Annotated in this window: 17 protein-coding genes and 1 pseudogene; 8 read left to right on the forward strand and 10 right to left on the reverse strand. The window is 57.5% G+C overall.

Features of this window, described 5'->3' with window-relative positions:
- Window positions 1–75: 75 nt before the first annotated feature.
- Window positions 76–182 (reverse strand): annotated as a pseudogene (locus tag ACZ0A4_RS02505) (DUF6124 family protein); the annotation flags it as partial.
- Between the two features lie 331 nt (window positions 183–513).
- On the opposite strand from ACZ0A4_RS02505, the gene ACZ0A4_RS02510 reads away from it, so the two are divergent.
- From ACZ0A4_RS02510 to ACZ0A4_RS02520, 3 genes are all read left to right on the forward strand, one after another.
- Window positions 514–2,427, forward strand: coding sequence for a hypothetical protein (locus ACZ0A4_RS02510; RefSeq protein ID WP_463572941.1), 1,914 nt, complete (start codon window positions 514–516; stop codon window positions 2,425–2,427).
- A 150-nt stretch (window positions 2,428–2,577) separates the two neighbouring features.
- On the forward strand, window positions 2,578–4,518 hold the full coding sequence (locus tag ACZ0A4_RS02515; protein WP_463572942.1) for a hypothetical protein: 1,941 nt from the start codon (window positions 2,578–2,580) through the stop codon (window positions 4,516–4,518).
- 345 nt (window positions 4,519–4,863) lie between these two features.
- Complete coding sequence (locus ACZ0A4_RS02520; protein WP_463572944.1) at window positions 4,864–6,987, forward strand: autotransporter outer membrane beta-barrel domain-containing protein; 2,124 nt, start codon at window positions 4,864–4,866, stop codon at window positions 6,985–6,987.
- Between the two features lie 262 nt (window positions 6,988–7,249).
- Here the strand turns inward: ACZ0A4_RS02520 and ACZ0A4_RS02525 are convergent, their stop codons facing one another.
- The 4 genes from ACZ0A4_RS02525 to ACZ0A4_RS02540 all read right to left on the reverse strand — a co-directional run bounded on the left by ACZ0A4_RS02525 (window position 7,250) and on the right by ACZ0A4_RS02540 (window position 13,025).
- Window positions 7,250–9,355 (reverse strand): Ig-like domain-containing protein, encoded by a 2,106-nt coding sequence (locus ACZ0A4_RS02525; protein WP_463572945.1) that lies wholly within the window; start codon window positions 9,353–9,355, stop codon window positions 7,250–7,252.
- Window positions 9,294–11,783: a hypothetical protein gene (locus ACZ0A4_RS02530; protein WP_463572947.1), complete on the reverse strand. Its 2,490-nt coding sequence runs from the start codon at window positions 11,781–11,783 to the stop codon at window positions 9,294–9,296. Before ACZ0A4_RS02530 ends, ACZ0A4_RS02525 begins: the two co-directional genes overlap by 62 nt.
- A 248-nt stretch (window positions 11,784–12,031) precedes the next feature.
- Entirely contained in the window at window positions 12,032–12,427 is a 396-nt protein-coding gene (locus tag ACZ0A4_RS02535; RefSeq protein WP_463572949.1) for a YbaN family protein, read from the reverse strand.
- 10 nt (window positions 12,428–12,437) lie between these two features.
- Window positions 12,438–13,025, reverse strand: coding sequence for a UPF0149 family protein (locus tag ACZ0A4_RS02540; RefSeq protein ID WP_463572950.1), 588 nt, complete (start codon window positions 13,023–13,025; stop codon window positions 12,438–12,440).
- Window positions 13,026–13,432: 407 nt separating this feature from the next.
- Between ACZ0A4_RS02540 and recQ the strand changes: the two genes are divergently transcribed.
- From recQ to ACZ0A4_RS02555, 3 genes are all read left to right on the forward strand, one after another.
- Window positions 13,433–15,562, forward strand: coding sequence for a DNA helicase RecQ (gene recQ, locus ACZ0A4_RS02545; protein ID WP_463572951.1), 2,130 nt, complete (start codon window positions 13,433–13,435; stop codon window positions 15,560–15,562).
- A 289-nt stretch (window positions 15,563–15,851) separates the two neighbouring features.
- Window positions 15,852–16,286, forward strand: coding sequence for a MarR family transcriptional regulator (locus ACZ0A4_RS02550; RefSeq protein WP_016984207.1), 435 nt, complete (start codon window positions 15,852–15,854; stop codon window positions 16,284–16,286).
- 127 nt (window positions 16,287–16,413) lie between these two features.
- Window positions 16,414–18,183 (forward strand): motility hub landmark protein FimV, encoded by a 1,770-nt coding sequence (locus ACZ0A4_RS02555; RefSeq protein WP_463572953.1) that lies wholly within the window; start codon window positions 16,414–16,416, stop codon window positions 18,181–18,183.
- A gap of 136 nt (window positions 18,184–18,319) precedes the next feature.
- Here the strand turns inward: ACZ0A4_RS02555 and ACZ0A4_RS02560 are convergent, their stop codons facing one another.
- Window positions 18,320–20,509, reverse strand: a complete 2,190-nt coding sequence (locus tag ACZ0A4_RS02560) for a patatin-like phospholipase family protein (RefSeq protein ID WP_463572954.1) — start codon at window positions 20,507–20,509, stop codon at window positions 18,320–18,322.
- 71 nt (window positions 20,510–20,580) lie between these two features.
- Here ACZ0A4_RS02560 and ACZ0A4_RS02565 point away from each other — a divergent pair, with 71 nt between their 5' ends.
- Window positions 20,581–20,868 (forward strand): Rdx family protein, encoded by a 288-nt coding sequence (locus ACZ0A4_RS02565; RefSeq protein WP_463557246.1) that lies wholly within the window; start codon window positions 20,581–20,583, stop codon window positions 20,866–20,868.
- Here the strand turns inward: ACZ0A4_RS02565 and ACZ0A4_RS02570 are convergent.
- Window positions 20,862–21,755: a DMT family transporter gene (locus ACZ0A4_RS02570; protein ID WP_463572956.1), complete on the reverse strand. Its 894-nt coding sequence runs from the start codon at window positions 21,753–21,755 to the stop codon at window positions 20,862–20,864. The two genes, ACZ0A4_RS02565 and ACZ0A4_RS02570, sit on opposite strands and share 7 nt — an antisense overlap.
- Window positions 21,756–21,827: 72 nt before the next feature.
- Window positions 21,828–22,592 (reverse strand): helix-turn-helix transcriptional regulator, encoded by a 765-nt coding sequence (locus ACZ0A4_RS02575; protein ID WP_463572957.1) that lies wholly within the window; start codon window positions 22,590–22,592, stop codon window positions 21,828–21,830.
- Between the two features lie 135 nt (window positions 22,593–22,727).
- Between ACZ0A4_RS02575 and ACZ0A4_RS02580 the strand changes: the two genes are divergently transcribed.
- Window positions 22,728–23,543, forward strand: a complete 816-nt coding sequence (locus ACZ0A4_RS02580) for a UDP-2,3-diacylglucosamine diphosphatase (protein ID WP_141127189.1) — start codon at window positions 22,728–22,730, stop codon at window positions 23,541–23,543.
- Window positions 23,544–23,658: 115 nt separating this feature from the next.
- On the opposite strand, the gene ACZ0A4_RS02585 is transcribed toward ACZ0A4_RS02580, so the two are convergent.
- Together ACZ0A4_RS02585 and ACZ0A4_RS02590 are read right to left on the reverse strand one after the other, a co-directional pair.
- Window positions 23,659–24,249: an HD domain-containing protein gene (locus tag ACZ0A4_RS02585; protein ID WP_463572959.1), complete on the reverse strand. Its 591-nt coding sequence runs from the start codon at window positions 24,247–24,249 to the stop codon at window positions 23,659–23,661.
- Window positions 24,250–24,263: 14 nt separating this feature from the next.
- Window positions 24,264–24,575 (reverse strand): Mpo1-like protein, encoded by a 312-nt coding sequence (locus ACZ0A4_RS02590; RefSeq protein ID WP_463572961.1) that lies wholly within the window; start codon window positions 24,573–24,575, stop codon window positions 24,264–24,266.
- Window positions 24,576–24,656: the final 81 nt, after the last annotated feature.

The following is a 24,656-nucleotide window of genomic DNA, read 5'->3' on the forward strand; positions in this document are numbered from 1 at the left end:
CTGTGGGAGCGAGCTTGCTCGCGAAGGCGCCAGAGCTGTCACCCGATCAATCAGCAGGGATTCTCGATCCCTGCTTCACCCCGGCAACTCCAGATTATCCAGCATCCGATTCACCGCCAGCCCCCGAGCATGATCAATTGCGCAAGCCCCAGCAGCGTTCGGCGTTGCGAGGCCGGCAGCAGGGCGTGCGGAGGTAATGGTCGAGGGCTCGTTCGGTTTCGGGCGGGTTGGGTGTGGGTTTGATCATGGTGAAGCTCCTGGAATCATTGGCGCTGCCATCGTTGCTGCAGGCGTTGACGCAAGGTCATATAGCTCGATTCGTTGTCTGCACATTTCCGAGAAGCGCACCTGTTTAACTTTCTCGGCACGAGCACTGAATCCGACGAGCGGTAGCAATACCTGTAATTTCTGACAGTAGGCAGGACGATTCCAGCGTCGTTAAATCAATCACAGCAAGGACCCATGGATTCCTTGGTCATGTCCTGCTTGGTTTGATGCGAGGGAGTTCGTTCAATGACACGCTCTGAACACAGGGATGATGACCTGCTTGAGGTACCAAGCGTACCTTCCATCCTTAAGGACGAAGACGGGGAGGAGAGTCTCGACGGGTTGCTGCCGCGTGCTGCTTTGGCAGATGACCTGACGGTTATCGTTCCTGACTGGAGCATTCCTTTTACTGATCCCATTCCTTACATCGTAATTGTCAGTTGGGTACTGGCAGGCGGTCCGTTCACCGAGGTCTTCCGTCAGGCGTTCGATTCCCCGGGAGAGAAGACGCTTATCGTCCCGCGAGACAAGCTGGATCCCGGCACTTATTCCCTGTCGTACAGAGTCAGCTACGGTGGCAACCCGTTGGACTCGGCGATTAAGCGAGTGACCGTCGACAGATCGCCGCCGAACGATAATCAGGAACCCGATCGTCTGATCATGCTGGATGTCACAGGCGATATCACTGACGACTATCTCTCCCGGTATGGCGAAGTCCGGTTCCAGGTACCGCTGTATGTGGACGTCAAAGCCAGGGATCGTGCGATCTATTACTGGACAGACGACCCGGATCCACCAGATTCGGAAATCGAAATTCGTGAGCAGGCGTTCAGCCAGCAAGACATCGACCAGAAGCGTCTGGTCATCACGATGTATGAGGCAGATATTCGTGGACGTGGTCCCGGGCAACGCTACGTTTACTATCGGCTCCGTAACTGGGCGGGAAATCGCGGGCCGCGCTCAACGCTTTTGGCGGTTTTTGTCAATTTGAATCCGGCTCCGGGCATTCTCAAACCGCCGAGAGTGCCGTTGTCAGCCCGCGGCTTGATTGACCGTCAACATGCGCGTGAAGGCGCGGTGAACCAGCGGGCTGTCACGGTCGAAATTGATACGTATGAGAACGCGGATCCCACTGACAAGGTCCTGATCCGGTGGAACGAGCATGATCTGGCCCCGCTTGACGTCGATCCCGGCAAGTTTCCGCAAGTCGCTACCGTCCCATGGCCGACCTTGATGGCAGATGGGCCAGGACCATTGGACGTTCGAGTGAGCTACCGCATTCTGCGTGGCGGCACACCGACCTTGCCATCTACCGAAACGCGAGTGCTGGTGAATCTGACAGTCGCCGGTCAGGATCATGCCAACGCCCCGGCCTTGTTGAATACCACATTGGCCCGGCTGGAAGTTTACGGTGCTATATCGAAACAACGGAACAAGCTGTTAACCGTCGATTTCGGAGAGCCGGCCGAGGCACATCTGGCCCTGTATGACTCTCCGGTGCCAGGTGAAAAGCTCTTCCTCTATTGGGGCGCAATCGGCACGCCAGTTGCCGAGTATGAGGTTGAACCCGGTGACATCGCCGGTAAGCCGATCAAGTTCGTGATCCCTTGGAAGACCATCGAGCAGGACAAAGTCAATCCCTTGCTGCTGACGTGGTACACCACCAGTAATGGCGTGAACCTGCAGCAGGCTGATGCGACGGCCGTTGAAGTGGCGATCATCGTGATCGAGAACTTGCCGGAGCCGATCTTTCCGCATGCAAGCAAGCAAGGAATACTTCATTGCTGTGCCAAACCCAGGCTATGGGAAGGCGTCTGGGTGCGTATGGAAGGCAATGCAGCCTTTGATGAAGACGATATCGTCGAATTGTCCTGGCAGGGGTGTTTCGGTCTGAATGGGACCGAGCCGATTGATGGAACCTACGACACATTCGAGACAAAACTCACTGCCGCTCAGGCTCGTGAAGGGTTTGATGTGCACGTCAGTGATTACGAGCGCCTGATTGCGCCAATGGTAAACAATGGCTCGGCGTTGTGTAGTTATATCCTGAAAAAAGCCAACGGGGGCATCGGTAATTCAAAAGAGGAGTTTGTCATTATCAATCGAACGTTGCCGAGTGGTGAAGTTTGTGGTCCTGATAACGATCTTTGTGAAGAGTAAGTTGTAGAAGTGCTGGCGCTGTATTGGTCGAAGTTGGTTTCAGGTTCTATTTAAATTCTGTTTAATCCATGCAGTCATTGTGGAAGAACACTGGCACGGCGGCTATTTGCCCTGTGTCAGTCAATCAAGTTGCTGAGAGGATGATAAAAGATGACAAGTTTTCACTCGTTGACACCGGCGCAGAATCGCGAACGTTTTTTTGGTGTTCGTTTTCGCAGTCCGAAAGCTGCAGCCCTACCACCGACACTTCATCCGGATAATCCGTTGTTGGATGATGAAACGGATGATAGTCCCAACCAACTGCATTCAAGCTTTCAAGGGTTTCCTCTGAAGGTACAAATCGCGCGATTTGCTGAGGCGGATGATCCAAACGGTGTTCAAGGATTTCTTGAACTAATGTGGGACGGCACCAGCATACGTTCTACTCGAGTATCTTTCACTACCCCCGTTGATGTAAGTACTACCGAATTTGATCTTGTTTTGCCTGAAGGCTACACATCGGCCCCGGGGCCTCATGAGCTGAGTTATGTATTGAACTTCGGTGGTAATCCATCTGATGTAACACCCCTTGCAATCAATATTGATACAACACCACCGGTAGCTTTCGGCAAGGCGACTGTTCCTCCCGAGGTGGAAAGAGATGGTATTACAAAAAAATACCTCGAAGATAACGGTTTTGTATTAATCACCATTCCAAACTATGGGAGTAAAAAGCTCGGCGACGTCGTTGAATGCTATTTTGGCTCAAGTTTGCCAACCCCGACGCTGGTCGGCGAGTTGACCATAACGGACGTCGCAGCTCCGATCACGTTTGAATTGACTCCCGCGCTGGTTGGTAACGAGGAAGGTTTAAGATCTATTTTTTATTACCTCAGCGACCGTAAGGGCAACCGCAATACACCACAATATTACACCGAGCTTAATGTCACTCTGACCGACCCACCCGAAGGGCTTCTGGAACCCAGCATTCCGCTCTTTGATGACGACGCAGCACCAAAACTGGTGGATCTGGCCGATGCTCAGGCCCCATTGGGGGTTGGTATTCTGGCTGAGTACACAAACTACCTGGCGGATATCGACGAACTGGAAGTGACATTTGACGGTATCGTGCAACCGGCGCAGAAAATCAATGCCTTTCCATTCTATGTGAACATTCCTTACCGGGATGTATTCAACAACAACCTGGATGAAAAAAAGGTAGCCGTCAGTTATCGGATCAAACGCCATAACTTGCGCTACCCATTGGGAACAGCGGCGCCTGCAAAAGATGTGGATGTCGATCTGCGCCGGCCTGGAGACGGTGACGGTGGGGAAAACCCGGATCCTAGTCTGGCGCTGGTTACTGTGCAGGGTGCAGGTGGAAATGCCCCGAACATTCTGACGGCTGCCGACGCGAATGATAATGTCGGTGTAACTGTAGCTGTTTTTGCTGGTGTCAAAGATAAAGACATCATGACGCTGATATGGAAAGGCGTCGAACTCACTGCAGCACAAGGTGGTGTTATTGAGCTTGATGGGACAGAAACCGGAAGTTTGACGTTCGATGTATTATGGGATGTCGTGGATGCGGGCGGTAACGGTAACCCGCTGCCAGTCACCTATAAAATTACCAACCCTGATATCAATGATAATGAAGTCCATTCGCTGCCCCGAGATGTCGATGTGAATATTCGGCCCGGTGTTGTTCCTGAAGTTAAGTTTCAACATCTTGATCCGGACTTCACAGACTGGTTCAACTGTGGCTCCCTGCGATCAGATCCGGTACTGGTTAAATGTGCAGAAGTACTGGTTTCTCCTGGTGAACCGCAGTTGGCCGATCAAACACTGGAATTTGTCTACCAGGGTTATACCGATTCGGCAGGTACTAATAAAAAACCTGGTACTGACGAGAAGGTCACATATACGCCAACGTTACAGGAAACGAATGACGGGTTTGTCGTGAAAATTCCCTACCAGAAAATTTTGGCAACGGAGAGTGCGTGGGGCGATATAACTTATACGGCAATGATTGACGGACGCCCGGTGCCATCTCAGCGACACCTTGTCAGGGTGCACATGAAAAAGGGTGATGGATCAGTGTGTGATATCTGATCTTCGAGGTCTGGGAGGCATTAAATGCCTCCCTTTTTCTTATAAGGATTACCGAGCGTTAGGACTTTTCTATGAGCATGAAGGACTATTCCTACATTTTTAGGGGAAAGGTAACGTTATTGTCCGCTCCCGCTATTGAGCTGTTTTGGCCTGTGAACATTTTGAGGTGAATCAATCATGAAAATATTGGATGTATCACACGTCCGCGTTAATCCAGCAGGCAGGTCTGGAGTAATACTTTGCCTACCGGCCGTTTTTTTTTTCGCAGGTTTTGCACATTCGGCAACTATCGTCGATAACACCACGCTGGATATCGATTCATCGGCTGCGTCTACCGACTATCTGGTGCGCAACAATGGCGTTTTGAACGCTTCCGGCGCCAATACCCGATCGATCACGGCGCAGTCCGGATCGTTGTTAAACCTCAATGGCGCCACCATCGTCGGTAACAACGGTGGTGATGGCGTAACAGTGACCAGCAGTCAGGCAACCATTGATCAAACGACCGTGACCAGTGATGAAATCGGGCTGGCGGTCAACCGTTCCAGTGTCGCGGCTGGCGGATCCAAGGTGACGGTTTCCAATAGCCAGGTCAGTGGACAACTGATTGGGTCACAGGTCACAGGGCTGAGTTCCCTGTCATTGAGCAATACGCAAATCATGGGCGCGGCCAGCGATGGCATAGGTGTAAATATCCTTGGTGGCGAGGTGAGTGCTTCCGCGCGCACGACCATCACCGGTCAAGCGACAGGTGTGCGGATGGTCAATGACGCTGCCAACGTGGGCGGTCCTACCTTGTCGCTGGATAACTCGACGGTGCAAGGTGTCAGCGGTTCTGCGATTCTGGTGGATCGCGGGACTCAGGCCACGATAATCGTCTCCAACGGTTCCAGCGTTCTCGCTGGCAACAGCAGATTACTGGATGTTCAAGGCTCATCCACCGCCAGCATGACCGTTGCCGACAGCACGCTGAATGGCAACATCAGCGTGGCGGATAACAGCACGGCCAATCTCGTTTTCGACCAAGGGAGAATAACCGGGGACGTGCTGGTCGATGGCAGCTCTACCGCTACTGTCACGCTGGACAACCTCTCGCAATTCACCGGGCGCCTCGACAACGTCGACAGCGTGAGCATCAACAGCAATTCCAACTGGACACTCACCGGCAATGATTCGATCGGTGCACTGGGCATGAACGGTGGCACTGTCACCTTTGGCGGCACAACAGACGCCCCTGGTACGTATTACACGCTGGATGTCGGTTCGCTGTCCGGCAGCGGGACATTTGCGATGAAGGGTGATTTCGCCAGCGGCGAGCGGGATTTTCTCAATGTGAGGGGGGCTTCGGCGGGTGACTTCACGCTGGCGGTTGCGGCCTCTGGCCTGGACGCCGCTTCGCCGCAGGCGTTGACGCTGGTGCGTACCGGCACCCTCGACAGCGCTAATTTTGCGCTGGCCGGCAATCAACGGGTTGATGTCGGCACCTGGTCCTACAGCCTGGCCAGTCGGGAGATTGAAGGGGGAGCGAAGGAGTGGTTTCTCGACCCGACCACCGAAGTCATCAGTCCCGGCGCAAGTTCGGTACTGGCCTTGTTCAACACTGCGCCGACCGTGTGGTACGGCGAGTTGTCCTCGTTGCGCAGCCGTATGGGTGAGCTGCGTTTGAATGGCGGGCAGTCCGGCGGATGGATCCGCACTTACGGCAACAAGTACAACGTTGCCGATGGCTCGGGTGTGGGCTATCAGCAGACGCAACAGGGCTTGTCCCTGGGCGCCGATGCCCGGGTGGGCGAAAGCCAGGTGCTGGTCGGGGTGCTCGCCGGCACGAGCGAGTCCGATCTGGATCTCAATCGCGGTACGTCGGGAACGGTGAAAAGTTACTACGTCGGGCCTTATGTCACTTGGCTGGACAGTGACACCGGCTACTACTTCGATGGCGTGCTCAAGTTCAACCGCTTTCGCAACGAGTCCAAGGTCAACCTGAGCGACGGCAGCCGCACCAAGGGCGACTACGACAACTGGGGGGTAGGCGGTTCCGCCGAGTTCGGTCGGCATATCAAACTGGCCAACGACTACTTCGTCGAACCGTTCGCGCAACTGTCGGCCGTGCAGATCCAGGGCAAACACTACACGCTGGACAACGACATGGACGCCGACGGTGATCGCATGCGCTCACTGCTCGGCAAGGCCGGTGCCACGTTCGGGCGCAACTTCGCTTTCGCTAACGGCGCTGTCGCCCAGCCTTATGTGCGCGCGGCGGTTGCTCATGAATTTGCTTCCAACAACGAAGTGAAGGTCAACAACAATGTATTCAACAATGACTTGTCAGGCTCCCGGGCGGAGTTTGGGGCGGGGGTGGCTGTGGCGATGTCCGAGCGGTGGCAGATGCATGTTGATCTGGACTATGCCAATGGGGAGCATACGGAGCAGCCTTACGGTGTGAATCTGGGGTTGCGGTACAGCTTTTAACTACTGCTTGCTAAAGGGAAAGTGTCTCGTAATCAGCGAGACACCTTTACGACGGCCGCTGTTCTGTCGAGGAGCCGCGGCCTTGTCATTTCTGTTAATTGGTTTTGCCTGATGCCGAAGCCATCCGCTGTCCAATGCTGCCGCCAGCATGTGGAAGATTACCTCCTTTGCGCAATGGCACGCCTTCATCGGCTTTGGCTGGGGTTTTTTGTTGGCAGGTATGGCGTCTTTGCGAGCAAACCCAGTCTGACATTTGAAATGCTCAAGGGGTGATGCCCACTCCGGGCACTACGTTCAGGTTCATGATTGCTTTTTCTTCCCCTGTGACCAGATTTCTACAGTGATAATACGGATTGGGGTTGGGCCAATAAAGGATCGACTCATTAGACCAGTAGAATGAATTACCCAATGGCCAACGATTTCCAAAAGCGCTGCTTATTGCCCGTAACTCGCCCATTGAAGGCAACCTCAGGCCTCGACTTTTTGCCTCATCACCTACCCTGGACAACCAGTTTGCGCTTAATCCATAACATTGCGTCACCCCTGTTACCGACACCGAATAGCTTTTCCCTTGTCCCGCCTGATCCCTTACCGAAATCGTTGCACTGCCGTTACTTCGCGCAGTGACGAGTCCACTTTGCGAATCCACGGCAGCCACGTTGCCATTACTGGTGCTGTAAGCGTAGTGAGGTTGGCCGCCACTCGCCTGGTGCTGCACCGAAGTGCCTGGGCCGAAGGCTGGCAATACAGAGCTCCCCGGAATGAGATAAATCCTGCCGCTCAAGGTTACGGGGTTGGTATTGAAGTTCAGCGGCGGTATCACCGGCAGTACCGTGAAGGTACGAGGCGGCTGAGACTCCTGGCCGGTGCTGACAGCTTTGACCTTTAAGGAATGATTACCCACACCCACCGCCAGTGTGGTACTCCATGCGTCGGCTACCGCTCTCACGGTGTGCTTTGGATTGTTGTTGTCGTAGACCTGCACTTCACGGTTGGGCGTAACGTTGCCACGCAAGGTGACCGAGGTCCTTTTGGTTGTTCCGCCATTGCCTATTTCACTGATGCCGTCATGCACAGACGTCAGCGTCGGTGCGATGTGGGCGGCGACGTTAAAGGTTCTCGCCGGGCTCTCTACCGGAACCGCGTCATACATGGCCTTGGCCGTCAGACTGTGGGAGCGGATGGCCAGACCGGTGACAGACGTTGTCCACTGTTTATCGGCATTGACGCTGACCGGCGTACCGACGGGGGCGCCATTGTCGTACATCTGAATCTGCTCGCGCGGGGTGGCCTCACCTTTGACGGTCACTGCGGTGTCGTAGGTCGTTCCATTGGGTCCCACCGTGCCAACCGAGTCGGTCACCGCGGTAATCGTCGGTGAAACGAAGGCTGCAACTGTAAAGACCCGAGGAGGGCTGGACTCCGGATTGCTGCCGTAGTCGCCTCGCGCGGTCAGGCGGTAAGTGGTCAGGTTCAGGTTGCTGAAAACATGTTGCCAATCGCCGCTGCCGTTGACATCCACCGTTTCGACGTTCGCACCGGCATTGAGCAGAATGATCTTTTCGTTTGGACTGGCCTTGCCCGTCAGGGTGACGGTCCGGTAGTAGGTCGTACCATTGGCGGCGACTTCACCGCGCAGGTCACTCACACGGGAGATCGTCGGCGTGACTGCTTGCGCCACGACGAAATCCCGAGGCGGACTGGTCGCAGGGTCAATCTCGTACAACGCCTCGGCAGTGAGACTGTAGGAGCGAACTTTCAGATCGTTCAGGCGATGGTTCCAGTCACCCTTATCGTCGACGTCAAGGGTAATGAGCGGCTGTTTGTTCTCCAGCAGTTTGACCTGCAGGTTTGGCGTCGCGCTGCCGGCCACCTGCACGCTGCTGTCATAAGTGGTCGTTCCATGGGCAACGTCCCCCCGTGAATCGGTGACCGAGAGGATCTCCGGGGTCTGTGCGAACTTCACAGTGAATGTGCGGGGCTCGCTGGACACCGGGTCGGCGTCATAAAGAGCCTTGGCGCTGATGCGGTAAGACTTCTCGGTCAATGGGCCGATCTCGCGGCTCCAGGTGGTGTCGGCGTCCACTAGTGCGGTGCCCATTGATGTCGTCGTTCGATCGAACAGCTCGACCGTTTCGCCGCGTGTGGCCGTGCCGGTCACGGTGACTTTTCCGTCGCGGGTTTTGCCACCCTCTTCGACACCGCCCCGCGAGTCCGTCACAGCGGTGATGACCGGTTGCACGTAGTCGTAGCGGGTTCTGATGGTCAGGGGTAGCTGTGGAAATACGCTGGCAGTATCCTCCTTTTCACTGCCATCGAATGCCACTTTGCAAATCACAGTGGCGGGCGTGGAGTGGCCCAGTTTCATCAGCTCGCTTCTGAGCAAGCTTTCGTTGAGTCCGCTGCTGACTTGGGTCGGGGTTATTTTCCTGGCCGGTGATAAGCGGGATCGTATGGGACGCGCCTGAACTTGTTTGTCCTGTCAGGTAGAACCAGAGGCGCTGTTTCAGTGCGATGTAGGGCCATATAGCGAGGACAGCTTTGGCATCGCCGCTGAATGTCATCAGATCCAGGACGTTGTTCTGTGCCTGAGGCACATTCGGGTGGGGCAGTTCGTTTTCGGGGTCCTGGAAGTCTGAAACATACAGGTCGAGCATTTGTGAGGGCGTTGTGAGGGTATAGCGGGTTACTTCGTATTCAACCGACACCGTTTTCGCAATATTGGCGCCAATCACCGAAGGTGGTAAATGGAATTGCACGGTGCCTGTGGGGCTGCCCGGCAACTCCAGATCATCAGAGGTGCCCGCGCCGGGCGTTCCCAACCACTTTAAACGGATCATGTCCCGGTCCGGGTTCATGCTGGAGTAACTGGCGTTGATGTCTACGCCGCTCAACCCATCCATTGGGTTGAGCGTCTTGTCGGGTGCCTGCACCACCTCGGGCGGCGGTAACTCACCGACCAGTTCGCCTATGAGCAAATTGAGCGTGGCCGAGTGCTCGTATTGTTTGTTCGAGGCACGTAATACCGTGTAGCGCACTTTCACGTAATGGCCGATGTTGGCCGTCACAAACTCTACATCCACCCGAAAACGTACCGGTTTACCAGCGGTTACTGTGGTGATGGGCAGCCAGTCGCTGGTACTGGCAAAAGGATTGGGACTGCGCCAGTAATAAGTCAGTACATCATCCTTGAGGGTGTTCGCTTCGGCGATCAGCACATGGACAATATCGAACACCTTCGACGGATCCAGCACATCCCCCGGCGGATCGGCCTCCTCGACGACAGGTTTGGGCAGCGTCGCGCGGATCTTTCCGACTTTGGCCAGCAACCGCTCGGATTCCCTGATGTCGAGGAGGCCGGGGGCATCGTTTGCGACCACATAAGACAGGTCGAGCGTGCCGTTATCCAGCACACTGATGTGCCGGGAATCGATATAGAACGTGACCAGGCCTTCCTTCTCTTCGTTGTCGCTGACGATATGCGGAACTTCATGCAGATAGTCATCACCATTGGACTTGATGCCGCACCATAGCAGGCAGATCAAGTCGCCATTTTTCATGGTGTAGCGTACGTCGACAGTGGCATAGAGCACGTCCGGTTCGAGGGTGTCGCCTATCAATTCTCGAATGCTCGGCTCCGGGAGGATGTTGACGTCGCCGTCTACCCTGGCAAGAACGCGCTTGGAAGAGATCGGGTCGCCCCCGCCCTTTTTGTAGAGGATATAAGACGCATCGGCGCGCCCTTGGGCGACGGCCCTGATCAACTCATAGGGCACATGGATTTCCAGCACTGAGGGGACGTTTTCGATGTCGCGGGTTTTGCTGCAGATGATCGGCTCACCGTTATAGGGTGGCGTGCCGATGAAGGTCATTTTTACGCTGTCGCCCACAGCGAAGTACTGGCTGCTGACATGGATTTGAACCGTGACGGGCTGCTTGTTCAAATTCCTGATGGTAATGACGCCATTGATCGACTCTTTGATGAGCGGAGGCTCCAGGCGCCAGCCCCCGGCGTCCACGTCGATGTAGGTGCGTTTGGAGTGGCGGTCGGCCCAGTTCCAGACTTCGTCATTGATGTCGTATTTGATTTCTCGTTCGAGACCGTCGCCAGCGCCAAGGATGGCGTCTTGATCAATGAAGATTTCGATCGGTTGCTTATCTTCAGCTTGCTCCTGCGTGATGCGGTGCGCCGCAAGCGAGTAATCACCCAGTTTCAAACGGACCTGATCGTTGCGCGTGCAAAACACATAATGAGGGATCGTGGCCAGCACACCTTTTTTGGCCCATTCGGCGTCTATCACGCCCTGTTCGACCAGTTCGGGCGGCAGTTGCACGATGTTCAACTCTGAGTGGCCATCGGGCAAATGCGGTTCTTTGTCACGATTTGCCGGCTTGTAAAGCTTGACCCATATCCGCAAGCCCGGCGACGGTGGGTCGGCTTCGGTCTCGCCTGCGCGGGTCAGCACATAGTGGCAGTTTTCAAGCCACCCCGACTCGACCGGCGTTGGCAGATGAAAGAACACCCTTTGGTTGACTTCTTCGGCCTTCACGAATCGCTCGAGTACTTTTGTGTTGTTGTAATAAATCTCGAGTTTGTCACCCTCGCTCATTGGGCTCAGGTAAGGATTGATGACGCATTGCAAGCCTTCAGGGTCTGTGGTGGCGACCTTGATGCTGATCCCGCCATCGCCGTCTTGCACCGGCTCGACCATCCCCGGAATCAGCAGGGGACGCAGCGCCAGTGTGTTATTGCCTTCCGTCAGGGGAGGGAAGCGGAAACGCTTGTGAGAAGGCATCAGGCAAGTCCTCTTGAAGAGAATTCAGGCGTTTTTTGATGACGGCCGCTGCAGTAGAACTCAATGAGAATCAGGGTGGATTCAGGCTTGAGGAGGTTGACGAACACGGGAATGCACTCCGGCCGGGTGGTGGAGTGATTGAAGCTGTGTTGATGGGTTTGCACACCTGTCAGATCTGACAGGTGTGTGGGTGTATCCGACGAGTGGTGTTAACGGGAGGCGTTATTCGCTCGGAGTTCAACGTCGGTTCAATGCTTGTGCAGCGTTCTTTGTCGCAAAATGTAAATTGTCACCAACACCGCACTCGTCAACATGAACCCTCGCGCCCACGGCAGTGGCACCAGGTAACACGAGAACAGAATGCTCGCCCACATCAGCCCGATCGCGTAGACCTTGCCCTTGAGCGGTATGCCGTTGCCATCAAGGTAATCGCGGATCCATGGCCCGAGCCGTGGATGCTCGACCAGCCATTGATAGAAGCGCGGAGAGCTGCGCGCGAAGCAGGCTGCGGCGAGCAAAAGGAAAGGTGTGGTGGGCAAAACAGGCAGGAAAATCCCGATCACCCCCAATGCCACGCTGAGCCAGCCGACGGCCAGCAGGAAGTAGCGCAACATTCGGGGGCGGTTGCCTATGGGGTTGTCCATAGGCCGGATCTTAGTGGTGACGTGGCTTGAGGATCGCCGGTTTTTCGTCGGGCGCCTGGCACAGCAGGTACAGCGCGGTGAGGGCTTCCGGGATCTGCACGATCATGTCGTCCATCAGATTGGCATCCTTGGCGATGTCTTCGAATTCCGGCTGTTCGTCGAACAAGCCCGAACCGACCATGATCGGCAGGAGCATTTCGCTGACTTCTTCTTCGGCGGTTTCGAACCACGCCGCTTCACGCAGGAATACGCCTTCCATGAAGCCAATGCACCAGCCGCGCAGTTCCGAATCATCCGGATCGTCGCCCAGATCCAGTTCGCACGGCAGCTCGAATTCTTCATCCGAAGCCAGTTGACGGGCGATGTGGGCCTTGAGGCCGATCAGGGTGGCTTCGATCTCTTCGCGCTGAGCTTCACCGCTGTAATGCGGTTCTTCGGCGAACAAGGCGTCGATCCACTCACGGTCCGGCACGATGTCCGAGCAGATCGACAGCGCGGTCAGGTAGCCGTGAGCGGCCACGTAATCCAGCGCCTCGTCATGCAGCTCGTCGGCGTCGAGGAAAACTTGCAGGCGGGTCAGTTGCTCAGCGAAGGACATTACGGGGCTACCTTGGGGAATAAACAATGCGGGAATTCTAGGCCTTCTTGCGCGCTCAAGCCAGCCGCAAGGCAGATTTGACCGAATTACAGGACTTACTGGACAACAGGAATAACCCTGTGGGAGCGAGCTTGCTCGCGAAGGCGGTGTATCAGGCAATTTTGCATCGACTGACGCGCCGCTTTCGCGAGCAGGCTCGCTCCCACAGGGGATTGATGTGTGGCAGGTTTATCAGTGTCTTATCAGCGGCACCCTGTGCAGGGGAGGGCTCGGGTATACTGCCGCGTTTTGCGATCCCTGCCCGCCTTGCGGTTGTCGTGCAATGCGTTCTTACGTTTTGTTTAAGCAGCCTTGGCTGTTCTGAACCAGCCTGAGCAGGGATGTATCGGTAGATTTTTGGAGTTTTTATGCTCGAACAGGCTCAACGCGTCCTCAAGGACATCTTCGGCTACGACAGTTTTCGTGGCCGTCAGGGTGCAATCATTGAGCGCGTGGCCAGCGGCGGTGATGCGCTGGTGCTGATGCCTACCGGTGGCGGCAAGTCCCTGTGCTTTCAGGTTCCGGCGCTGTTGCGCGATGGCCTGGCGGTGGTGGTGTCACCGCTGATCGCGCTGATGGACGATCAGGTTGCGACCCTCGAAGAACTCGGTGTGGCCGCCGCTGCGCTGAACTCCACCTTGAGCACCGAGCAGCAGCGGGATCTGGCGACGCGGATCAAGCGTGGCGAAGTGAAAATGCTGTATCTGGCGCCCGAGCGCCTGGTGCAGCCGCGCATGCTGTCATTCCTGCAAGGCTTGAACATCGCCCTGTTCGCCATCGACGAAGCGCACTGTGTGTCGCAATGGGGTCACGATTTCCGTCCGGAATACCTGCAACTCGGCCAGTTGGCCGAGATGTTTCCCGACGTGCCGCGCATCGCCCTGACCGCCACCGCCGACAAGCGTACCCGCGAAGAAATCGTCACCCGACTGCACTTGCAGAACGCCGAGCGCTTCCTGTCGAGCTTCGACCGCCCGAACATTTTTTACCGCATCGTGCCCAAGGAGCAGCCGCGCAAGCAGTTGCTGGCGTTCCTCGCCGAGCGCCGCAGCGATGCCGGCATCGTCTACTGCCTGTCGCGCAAGAAGGTCGAAGAAGTCGCGGCGTTTCTCAGCGAGCAGGGCTTCCCGGCGCTGCCGTACCACGCCGGCCTGCCCAACGATCTGCGCGCCTTTAACCAGAAGCGCTTCCTCAACGAGGAAGGCCTGATCATGGTCGCCACCGTGGCGTTCGGCATGGGCATCGACAAGCCCAACGTACGTTTTGTCGCGCATCTCGATTTGCCGAAATCCCTTGAGGCGTATTACCAGGAGACCGGGCGCGGCGGCCGTGACGGCCTGCCGGCGGATGCGTGGATGGCCTACGGTCTGCAAGACGTGGTGATGCTCAAGCAGATGCTGCAGAACTCCGAAGGCGACGAGCGGCACAAGCGTCTGGAACAACACAAGCTCGACGCCATGCTGTCGTTGTGTGAAGAAACCCGCTGCCGTCGTCAGACCCTGTTGGCGTACTTCGATGAAGACATGCCCGAGCCGTGCGGCCATTGCGACAACTGTGTCGATGGCGTGCAGACCTGGGACGCCACCGAGCCTGCACGTCAGGCGCTGTCGGCGATTTTCCGTACCGGCCAGCGTTATGGTGTCGGGCATCTGGTCGACGTGCTGTTGGGCAAGGAAAACGAAAAAGTCCGCAGTTTTGGCCACCAGCATCTGTCGGTGTACGGCGTCGGCAAGGCATTGAGCGAAAGCGAGTGGCGCTCGCTGTTCCGTCAATTGGTCGCGCGCGGACTGGCGGACGTCGATCACGAAGGTTATGGCGGTCTGCGGCTGAATGACAGTTGCCGACCGCTGCTCAAGGGCGAAGTGAGCCTGGAGCTGCGCCGCGACCTCAAACCGCAGGTCGCCGCCAAGAGCAACAGCAAGAGCCCGGCCAGTCAGCTGGTGCGCGGCGAAGAGCGCGAACAGTGGGAAGCCCTGCGCGCGCTGCGACGCAAACTGGCCGAAGAACATGGTGTGCCGCCGTACGTCATATTCCCCGACTCGACGCTGTTGGAAATGCTCCGCAGCCAACCGACCTCGCTGGCGGAAATGGCCCGTGTCAGCGGTGTCGGCGCACGCAAGCTGGAGCGCTATGGCGATGCTTTCCTCGAAGTGCTCGGCGGCGAGGTCGAGGCGCCGAAAGCGGTGGCCGATGTGCGCCACGAACTGATTACCCTGGCTCGCGCCGGCATGACGCCGCTGCAGATCGCCGGTCAGTTGCAGTGCTCGGAAAAGAATGTGTACACCATGCTTGCCGAGGCGATTGGCAAGCAGCAACTGTCGCTGGAACAGGCGCTGGATTTGCCTGAAGACCTGATGGGCGAAGTCCAGGACGCGTTCCTCGATGGAGAGGGCGAGTTGCCATCGGTCGCCGAAGTGGCCGAGTTGTTTGCCGGACGTGTACCGGAGGGCGTGCTGTATTGCGTGCGGGCTGCGTTGCAATCGGAATTCGAGATGTAATTCGCCTGAGCACCCTCACCCTGAGGGAGAGGGGGCCGACCCAGTTGTCTTGCGCTATACATCGACCTGAGAACCCGAGTCGATTATGGATTCAGCGTTGAGCTGTCAGGTCGGCGTAATTCCCAAATATCCCCCAATCAGTCCCCTCTCCCTCTGGGAGAGGGCTAGGGTGAGGGGCTTTCAAGATGTAACGATTCAGTACAGACCGCCACTTGCCTATAACTGCAGCTCATGCTTAGCTGGCTAATAATTAGAAATTCTTTATTTTCAGTCTAACCGTGAGTGTTTTATGCCGTTAACCGATCAACACCGCTTTGGCATGCAACTGGCCCAGATGTCCCGTGGCTGGCGTGCCGAACTGGATCGACGCCTCGCCGGGTTGGGGCTTTCCCAGGCGCGCTGGCTGGTGCTGCTGCATCTGGCGCGTTTTGAAGAAGCACCGACCCAACGAGAGCTGGCGCAGAGCGTCGGCGTCGAAGGTCCAACCCTTGCGCGCTTGCTCGATAGTCTGGAAAGCCAGGGCCTGGTGCAACGCCAGTCCGTGATGGAAGACCGCCGGGCGAAAAAGATCGTCCTCTGCGCCCCGGCCCTGCCGTTGATCGAACAAATCGAAACCATTGCCACGCAACTGCGCCACGAATTGTTCGAAGGCGTCGACGAAGCGGATTTAAAGGTGTGCATGCGGGTTCACGGGCACATTCTGGGCAACCTGGAAAAATCTTGAGGCACATCCACCTGCCAGATCTTTGAGAGATCGCGCTGAGCCGACTATAAGAACTACTGGGCAATATCGTGTTCGTACCGGATGTGCGAACGCATAGAAGTCGGTTTTGCTTATTTAAGGGATGCTCATGCTCGCAAGTCGGCACGTGGTACTGCGCAGTGGCGCCAAATGGTTGCTGGTCGCTGGTGTATTCAGTTATTCGGCCTGGTCGATGGCCTTGGGGCTGGGTGATATCACCGTTCATTCCGGCCTTAATCAGCCGCTCAAGGCCGACATCGCGTTGGTCGATGTCGGCGGGCTGACGCAAAACGATCTGGCCGCGCGCCTGGCCACGGCGGATGAATTCGCCGAGGCCGGGGTCGAGCGGGTGTTCTTCCTCAACGACCTCAAGTTCATCCCGATCCTGCATGGCAATCGCCAGATGATCCGGGTGACCTCCAGCAAACCGGTCAACGAACCCTTTTTGAATTTCCTCGTGCAGCTCGATCAGCCCAATGGCCGTTTGCTGCGTGAGTACACGGTATTGATCGATCCACCGGGTTCACCGGGTATCGTACCGGCCACCGATGAGCCGGATCCGCGTGCGCAATCCTCCGGGTTTCCCACCGTCGAACCTGCCGTGGCTGCACCGCAGGCGCCTCAAGCCAGGCGCGATACTGTGCCAGCCCCCACGCCAGTGACCCCGCCCGCCAACGATGCACTGGCCGAGCAGTTGGCAGTCAGTGTGTTGCTGAATCAGCAATTGCAGAAGAGCGTGGACGAACTGAGCGCAAAACTGCAAACACAGGATGTACAGATTGCCGATGGCAAAAAGCAGATCACTGGCCTGCAAACGCGCCTGGTCGAACTTCAGCAACCACCATCGCCGGCCGTGGGGACACCGGTACCCGCACCGACACCGGTGGTGACGCCGGTCGAATCCACGGATGAAGGATTGAACTGGCCGTTGCTCGGTGGCTTGTTGCTGTTGCTGGGGGCATTGGCCGGGTTGTTCGTACACCGTCGACGGCAACAACAACTACAGCCAGATGCACCGCTATTGACGCAAAGCCATGAACCGGACATAGCCGAGGCCGAGTCTGTAGAGCCCGTCAGTGCTCACGCCTCTGCCGATCACCGAGAAGAACCGGCGGCGGGCGATGTGCTGGAGGCGGTCGGCATCTATCTGGCGTACGGCCGACTGGGCGAAGCCGCCGGATTACTGCGCGATGCCTTGCACAAAGAGCCGGAGCGCACCGACATCGGTTTGCAGTTGCTTGAAGTACTGGGGCGTCAGGGTGATAGCGCCGCGTATGAACAACAGGAAAGTCATTTGCGTGAGCAGGGTGTGGATACCCAGACTTTGCAGGATGTTCGCGCCCGACACCCGAAACTCAAGGGAACCGCCGTTTTGGCCGCTGTGCCGCCGATTGTGGCGGCGGTTCCTGTTGTTACAACACAACCGGCGCCTGAAGCTGATTTCGAGCTGAATCTGGGCGAGCTGTCGATGGATTCCAGCTGGGACCTGGAAGACAGTCGCTCGTCCACGGCTGAACCACCGGCTGACACCTCGGCGCTCGGTGCAGGGCTGCAAGTGCTGCCTCAGGACTTTGAATTGCCGCAAGCGTCCAGCGAAGATCCTGAGCTTGAGTGGATCCCTGAACCGGACGCCGAACCGCTGGATGACGATTTTCTCAATGAGTTTGCCGATGCCGAGCCGTCACTGGTACTGCAGCCGCTGGATTTGCAGGAACCGGAGCCGGTACACGACGAAAACTGCGGAAAGCTCGAACAGGCGCAGACGTGCATTGACGACGGTGACATCGACAGTGCGATTGCGTTGCTCAACGAGTTGCTCAAGGACGGGGATGAACCGTTGAAGCAAACGGCGCGGACCTTGCTGGCGGGGATTCGCTGAACCCCCGATCGATTTGCGGTTGAGCTGATACCGCCGTTGCGAGCAGGCTCGCTCCCACAATTGGAATGCGTTCCCCTGTGGGAGCGAGCCTGCTCGCGAAGACTGACCTTCAGCCAACATCAATTCAGAATCTGGATCAGAAGGTCTGCCCCAGATTCAGATAAACCGCCTGCTCATTCGCATCATTCAACCCATAACTGAAATTCAACGGCCCCAGCGGCGTGTCAAAGCCGATAAACACACTCGCGGCGTTGATGTAGCCACTGTCGAACTCATTGTCGTTGTTCCACGCGCGACCACGCTCCAGCGAGGCACCGGCGTACAGCGGAAAATCCAGCGGCAGGTACGAACGCGGCGTTAACCGGCGGTAGTACACCGCGCGCATCAGGCTGATGTTCTGTCCGGAAATCGCGTCCTCACGGAAACCCGACAGCTGCCGTGCACCGCCTAGCAGGAAACTCGATGTCACTACATTGGCGTCGTTCAGCGTGCGCCCGTACCGGCCACCGAGAATCAGCGTATCCGGGCCATGGCTCATGGCTTTGTCGATTTTCAGGTCCCACTGTCGATAACGCGTGTCCGACCCCAGTCCCGGTTCGAACTGCATCAGCGTCAGGCTGACGTCCTTGCCTTCATGAGGGAAGTAGACGTTATCCAGCGAGTCGTAGGAATACTTCAGCGCGTAGAAGCCTTCGTTGAAGTTTTCACTCGGCAGATCCTGATCGCCAATGCGCACATCGGCCTTGCCCCAGGCCTCGCCGACGCCGAAACGCACTTCGCCGTTGTTGCCGATCTGTCGACCGAAGTTGAGGCCGAAACCGTAGCGCTCGACGCGGTACTGTGCGATCGGATCGTTGTCGAGCACCGCTTCAACGTTCTGAGCTTCGAACGAGGCGTATGGCGCGACGAAGTAACGCGAGCCGACGTCCAGCGGTTGATAGAACTCGGTGTACAGCTCTTGTTTATCGCCAATCTGCGCGCGGGTCAGCCATTCCGCGCCGAGGCGGTTGATGCCGTTGATGCGGTAGCTGGCGCCGAGGTTGAAGGCGCTGTCGCCGCGCATGTCGTCGGACAGATTGAGGCCGACCCGCAAGTAATCGGTGCCGCTGCGCTTGCCCCGAGCACTGATCACCAGTGTGTGATCCTCGCCCTTGTGCACCACGCGGTATTGCACCTGCTCGAAGTAGTCGAGGCCATACAAGGTGCCCATGTCCGAATGCAAACGCCCCAGATCCAGCGGCTCGCCGATGTGCTGGCGGATGTAATAGCGAATGATGTCGTCGTCGACCTTCGAGTCGTTCTCGACGCGGATCGCGGTGATGATCGGCGTGCGTTGCCCCGGTGAGCGCGCGGCGTTCAGCTCGGCGTCCTGAGACTCGTTGGGTTTGAGCTGAGCAAGCCGCGCGTCGAGGATTCGGGTCGCCCGGTAACCGGCGTCGATCATCTCCTGAGCCTTGCCGAAATCTGTGACGCCGAATGCCGCCAGCGCGGGCTGGATCAGCACATCGGAGGGCTTCAGCGCGGCCAGCTGTTCTTCGGAGTTACTGCGGGTCATCAGGGTGATCGACTGGTTCAGCACATCGACCACGGTGGTCAGTTGCTTGCGATTGCGCAGCGGTGTGCCGATATCGACGACGATGGCCACGTCAACGCCCATTTCCCGCGCGACATCGAGGGGAATGTTGTCGGTCATACCGCCGTCCACCAACAGTCGGCCGTCGAGCTCGACCGGGGCGAACACCGCCGGGATCGACATGCTGGCGCGGATCACCTGGGGCAAGTGGCCTTTGCGGAACACCACTTTTTCGCCATTGGAAATGTCGGTGGCGACGGCGCGGAACGGGATCGGCAGTTTGTCGAAATCCCGGGTGTCGCTGGTGTGGGCGAGCAGGCTTTCCAGCAACAGTGCCAGATTCTGGCCCTGAATCACCCCAAGTGGCAGGCCAAGGCTGCCGTCGTCGCGAAAACTGAGTTTCTGTTTCACCAGAAAGTCGCGGTCATCCTGCTTGCGTCGAAACGGCACGTCTTCACGCGGTGGCGCGTCGGACAGCGCGGCTTGCCAGTCGATGCTCAGCGCGAGTTTTTCCAGTTCGTCGATTTTGTAACCCGAGGCGTACAGGCCGCCGACCACCGCGCCCATGCTGGTGCCGGCGATCGCATCAATCTTGATGCCTTGCTCTTCCAGCGCCTTGAGCACGCCGATATGCGCCAGCCCACGCGCGGCACCGCCGGACAGCACCAGGCCGACTTTCGGTCGTGACGCCTCACTGGCATGGACAAGCAGAGGAAGGAAACCAAGCAGCAGGCAGAACAACAGACGGCGCATTGTGAGTCTCGGGGCAAGCGATAAAGCCGGCTATTATAGCGGCGCCCTCTGTCTCAGGAGTTTCAGCGAACATGACTGTCGCAAAAGCAGAAGTTGTCATCACCTATTGCACCCAATGCCAGTGGCTGCTGCGCGCCGCGTGGCTGGCGCAGGAACTGCTCAGCACCTTTGCCGACGATCTCGGCAAAGTCTCGCTGGTGCCGGGCACCGGCGGCATATTTCACATCACTTGCGCCGGCGTGCAGATCTGGGAACGCAAGGCTGACGGTGGGTTTCCCGAGGCCAAGGTATTGAAACAGCGGGTTCGCGACCAGATCGATCCTGATCGCGATCTAGGTCACAACGACCGCACTCAGTGAGACGCGGCCTCAGCGGCGACGGTTTTCTTGTCGGCATTGCCGGACATCCGTGCTGACACGACGATGGCGACAATGATCAACGCGCCGCCCATCAACATCCGTAGCGTCGGGTTTTCGTTGAAAAGCAGCCAGGCGATGGTGATGCCGTAAACCGGCTCCATGGCAAACACCACCGCTGCCGTGCGTGCCTTGATCACTGCCAGACTGGCGACGAACAGGCTGTGGGCGACGCCGGTACAGAACACCCCGAGCAGCGCAATCCACAGCCAGTCCAATGCGCGGACCTCGCTGAGCTGCGGCGCCGCGACTGGCAGTAGACACAGTGCCACCACCACGTTTTGACACAACGCTGCCTGCACTGCCGGGATGCGCCCGGAGCTGGCGCGATTGGTCAGCGACAGCAAGGAAAACAGCAGGCCCGACAACACCGCCCAGAGCAGGCCGGTGGTTGCGCCGCTGGCCAGATCGAAGGCCGGCGTCACCAGCACCAGACCGACTGTGACCAACACGACGAGGATGATCTCGTTGGCGCGGATGCGCTCGCGGAAGATCAGCCCTTCAAGAATCACCGTAAACGCCGGGAAACTGGCAAAACCCAACGTTGCGATCGCCACGCCGGCAATCTTCACCGAAACGAAAAAACTCACCCAGTGCCCGGCCAGCAACACGCCACTGAGGGCGAGGCGGCGCCAGTCCACGGCCTGAAGTCTCTGCCAGCCGTGCTGGCTGGCGAATCGGGCAAAAAAAGCCAGGGCGAGCACAGCAAAAGCCGCGCGGCCGAAAACAATCACGGCAGGGGAGGCAGCAGCGAGTTTGCCGAACACGCCGGTCAGGCCAAACATCAAAGCACCGATATGCAGGGCGCCGAGGGCGGTACGCGGAGTCATTGCAATCCTTTTTCCAGGTTCAATTTCACAGGTCCATTGAACCGTGTAACGGTCTCCAAGTCTGTCGGCAGGCTATCGTCTTTTGTCGCCGGAATCGCGCCGAAGCTGGCCGGGTGACGAACCGAACTCACGCAGGACGGCGGCCGAGAAGGCACTCTGCGAGCTGTAGCCGACGCGACAGGCAATTTCACCCATTGGCAAAATCGTGTCGCGCAGCAGTTGCACCGCCAGATGCAAGCGCCGACTGCGGATGTAATCCATCGGCGTCTGCCCGCATTCGGCCATGAACCGTGCGTGCAGGCGCGCGCTGGACAACCCGGCCACGCGCGCCAGATCGGCGACTTGCAGCGGATAAGCGGCGTTTTGCTCGATATGCGCATCCAGAGCGGTATAGGGCAGGCGGCGGGCGGCGAGTTCGGCCGGTTGCGTGTGATTGAGACTGGCCAGCAGCAACACCGCGCCTTGCTGGGCGATCAACGGATCGCTGACCGGACTGTTCGCCAGCCAGCTGACCAGCTGGCTTTGCCCGGAATCCAGCGAAAGGCGTGCGGGCTGATCAAGCAAGCGGCGACTGGCCTCGGCATGTTCACCGAGTGAATCCGCTACCCATTGCCCCTCCGGGATGTCGAGCACCAGACAGCGGCTGCCGTCGGGACTGCCGCAGGCATGATGCGCGCCGGACGGAATCACCACAAAACTCTGCTGGCGCACCTGACTGCCACAGCCTTCGACCTCGAAATCCAGCGCGCCGGACAAGCCAAACACCAATTGCGCGTGCTCATGGCTGTGCACGATCAAATCGCGGGTGTACTGACGAAGGGTGAGGATCGGTCGCATGGCAGGTTGTCTCCGAAGTGATCGCCAGTCTACACCGGTGCACGCCGGATGCGTTGTCACAGGACTGACTCGCGCTTGTCATGGTCGATTAACCGGGCAGGCGCACAGTGGCGAAAACATCGCAGAGGGTTGCCCATGACCAGCGCCGAGCTCGCCAGACCCAGTCGCAAACAACGGGTGCGAACCCTGTGGATCTCCGACGTGCATTTGGGCACGCGAGACTGTCAGGCCGAGCACTTGTCGCAATTTCTCAAGGGCTACCATGCCGACAAGATTTATCTGGTCGGCGACATCATCGACGGCTGGAAGCTGCGCGGTGGTATGTACTGGCCACAAGCGCACACCAACGTGATCCGCCGCTTGCTGACCATGAGCAAGCGCGGCACCGAAGTGATCTACGTCACCGGCAACCATGACGAATTCCTGCGGCGTTATTCGAAGCTGATTCTGGGCAACATTCAGTTGGTCGACGAGGCGGTGCATGTCACGGCCGATGGCCGCCATCTGCTGGTGATTCACGGCGATCAGTTCGATGTGATCACCCGTTATCACCGCTGGCTGGCCTTCCTCGGCGATTCCGCTTACGAATTCACCCTGACCCTCAATCGCTGGCTCAACCATTGGCGTGCGCGCTATGGCTACGGTTACTGGTCGTTGTCGGCGTACCTGAAACACAAGGTGAAAACCGCGGTGAGTTTCATCAGCGACTTTGAAGAAGCCATTGCCCATGAATGCGTGAAGCGTGAGTTGCATGGCGTGGTGTGCGGTCACATTCACCATGCCGAGATCCGCAAGGTGGGGGAGGTGGATTACCTCAATTGTGGCGATTGGGTGGAGTCGTGCACGGCGTTGATCGAGCATTGGGATGGCACGATCGAGCTGTATCGGCTGGCGGATGCGCAGGCACGAGCGGCGGAGCTGAAGGCCGCCAAAGTCGCCGAACTTGCCTGATTCTCGGGTGTTTTAGAGGGCCTCATCGCTGGCAAGCCAGCTCCCACATGTTTTATGAGCGCCACAGAACCCTGTGGGAGCTGGCTTGCCAGCGATGAGGCCAGAACAAACAACATCAAACCGTGCTGTGTTCTTCCATTGCCGCCTTGTAAATCGAGTTCTTCGGCTGCGCAAACAACCGCTCCATCATCGGCTCAAAGAAACCCAACGGCAACGTGTCATACGCGGGATCAAAGGCCGCCGCATCGTACTTGGCGCAAAACTCGGCGGTCGCCTGGAACTGCGGATGTTCCTTGAACTGCTCACGCAGATGCCGATCCATGCCCAGATGATGAAAGAAGTAATAACCCTGAAACACCCCGTGCTTCTCGACCATCCACAGATTCTCGGCACTGACGAACGGCTTGAGAATCGCCGCAGCAATGTCCGGATGGTTGTACGAGCCCAAGGTGTCACCAATGTCATGCAGCAATGCGCAAACCACATATTCCTCGTCGCGTCCGTCACGAAAGGCGCGGGTGGCGGTTTGCAGCGAATGGGTCAGGCGATCCACCGGGAAACCACCAAAGTCGCCTTCAAGCAATTTCAGATGGGTCACGATCCGTGACGACAACTGTTTGGCGTAAGCACTGAAGTCGGCTGCGATAATCGCCCAGTCTTCCTGTGTGCCGTCCTCCATATGGGTGAAGCGGGCATTGGCATTCATTGGCTGACCCTCATTCAGAACGCCACGCGACCCAGAATCATGTCGCGATACATGACGAAGTCGCCGAGCAGGCTGTACAGCGGATGCTGGAAAGTCGCCGGGCGGTTCTTTTCAAAGAAGAAGTGCCCGACCCAGGCAAAGCTGTAACCGGCCAGCGGCAAGACCAATAGCAGCAGCCAGGCGCCCTTGGCGATGGTCATCGCCAGAATGAAAATCACCAGCGTGGTGCCGATGAAATGCAGGCGCCGGCAGGTGCTGTTGCTGTGTTCGCTGAGGTAATACGGATAGAACTCAGCGAAGCTGTTGAAATGCTTGATGTTGTCCACGACCGCGTTCTCTGTGGTTATTGTTCTGGCGACGAGTTGTTCTGCGGGTAGCTTATTTGAGTCTAGAGTGATCATTGGCGT

This window comes from Pseudomonas sp. AC172 (genome assembly GCF_979258595.1).

Bases quoted from the DNA above. Each gene is read 5' to 3' on its own strand.
- ACZ0A4_RS02510 (WP_463572941.1), top strand. From the start codon at position 514: ATGACACGCTCTGAACACAGGGATGATGACCTGCTTGAGGTACCAAGC.
- ACZ0A4_RS02515 (WP_463572942.1), top strand. From the start codon at position 2,578: ATGACAAGTTTTCACTCGTTGACACCGGCGCAGAATCGCGAACGTTTT.
- ACZ0A4_RS02525 (WP_463572945.1), bottom strand. From the start codon at position 9,355: ATGAAACTGGGCCACTCCACGCCCGCCACTGTGATTTGCAAAGTGGCA.
- ACZ0A4_RS02530 (WP_463572947.1), bottom strand. From the start codon at position 11,783: ATGCCTTCTCACAAGCGTTTCCGCTTCCCTCCCCTGACGGAAGGCAAT.
- ACZ0A4_RS02535 (WP_463572949.1), bottom strand. From the start codon at position 12,427: ATGGACAACCCCATAGGCAACCGCCCCCGAATGTTGCGCTACTTCCTG.
- ACZ0A4_RS02540 (WP_463572950.1), bottom strand. From the start codon at position 13,025: ATGTCCTTCGCTGAGCAACTGACCCGCCTGCAAGTTTTCCTCGACGCC.
- recQ (WP_463572951.1), top strand. From the start codon at position 13,433: ATGCTCGAACAGGCTCAACGCGTCCTCAAGGACATCTTCGGCTACGAC.
- ACZ0A4_RS02550 (WP_016984207.1), top strand. From the start codon at position 15,852: ATGCCGTTAACCGATCAACACCGCTTTGGCATGCAACTGGCCCAGATG.
- ACZ0A4_RS02555 (WP_463572953.1), top strand. From the start codon at position 16,414: ATGCTCGCAAGTCGGCACGTGGTACTGCGCAGTGGCGCCAAATGGTTG.
- ACZ0A4_RS02560 (WP_463572954.1), bottom strand. From the start codon at position 20,509: ATGCGCCGTCTGTTGTTCTGCCTGCTGCTTGGTTTCCTTCCTCTGCTT.
- ACZ0A4_RS02565 (WP_463557246.1), top strand. From the start codon at position 20,581: ATGACTGTCGCAAAAGCAGAAGTTGTCATCACCTATTGCACCCAATGC.
- ACZ0A4_RS02570 (WP_463572956.1), bottom strand. From the start codon at position 21,755: ATGACTCCGCGTACCGCCCTCGGCGCCCTGCATATCGGTGCTTTGATG.
- ACZ0A4_RS02575 (WP_463572957.1), bottom strand. From the start codon at position 22,592: ATGCGACCGATCCTCACCCTTCGTCAGTACACCCGCGATTTGATCGTG.
- ACZ0A4_RS02580 (WP_141127189.1), top strand. From the start codon at position 22,728: ATGACCAGCGCCGAGCTCGCCAGACCCAGTCGCAAACAACGGGTGCGA.
- ACZ0A4_RS02585 (WP_463572959.1), bottom strand. From the start codon at position 24,249: ATGAATGCCAATGCCCGCTTCACCCATATGGAGGACGGCACACAGGAA.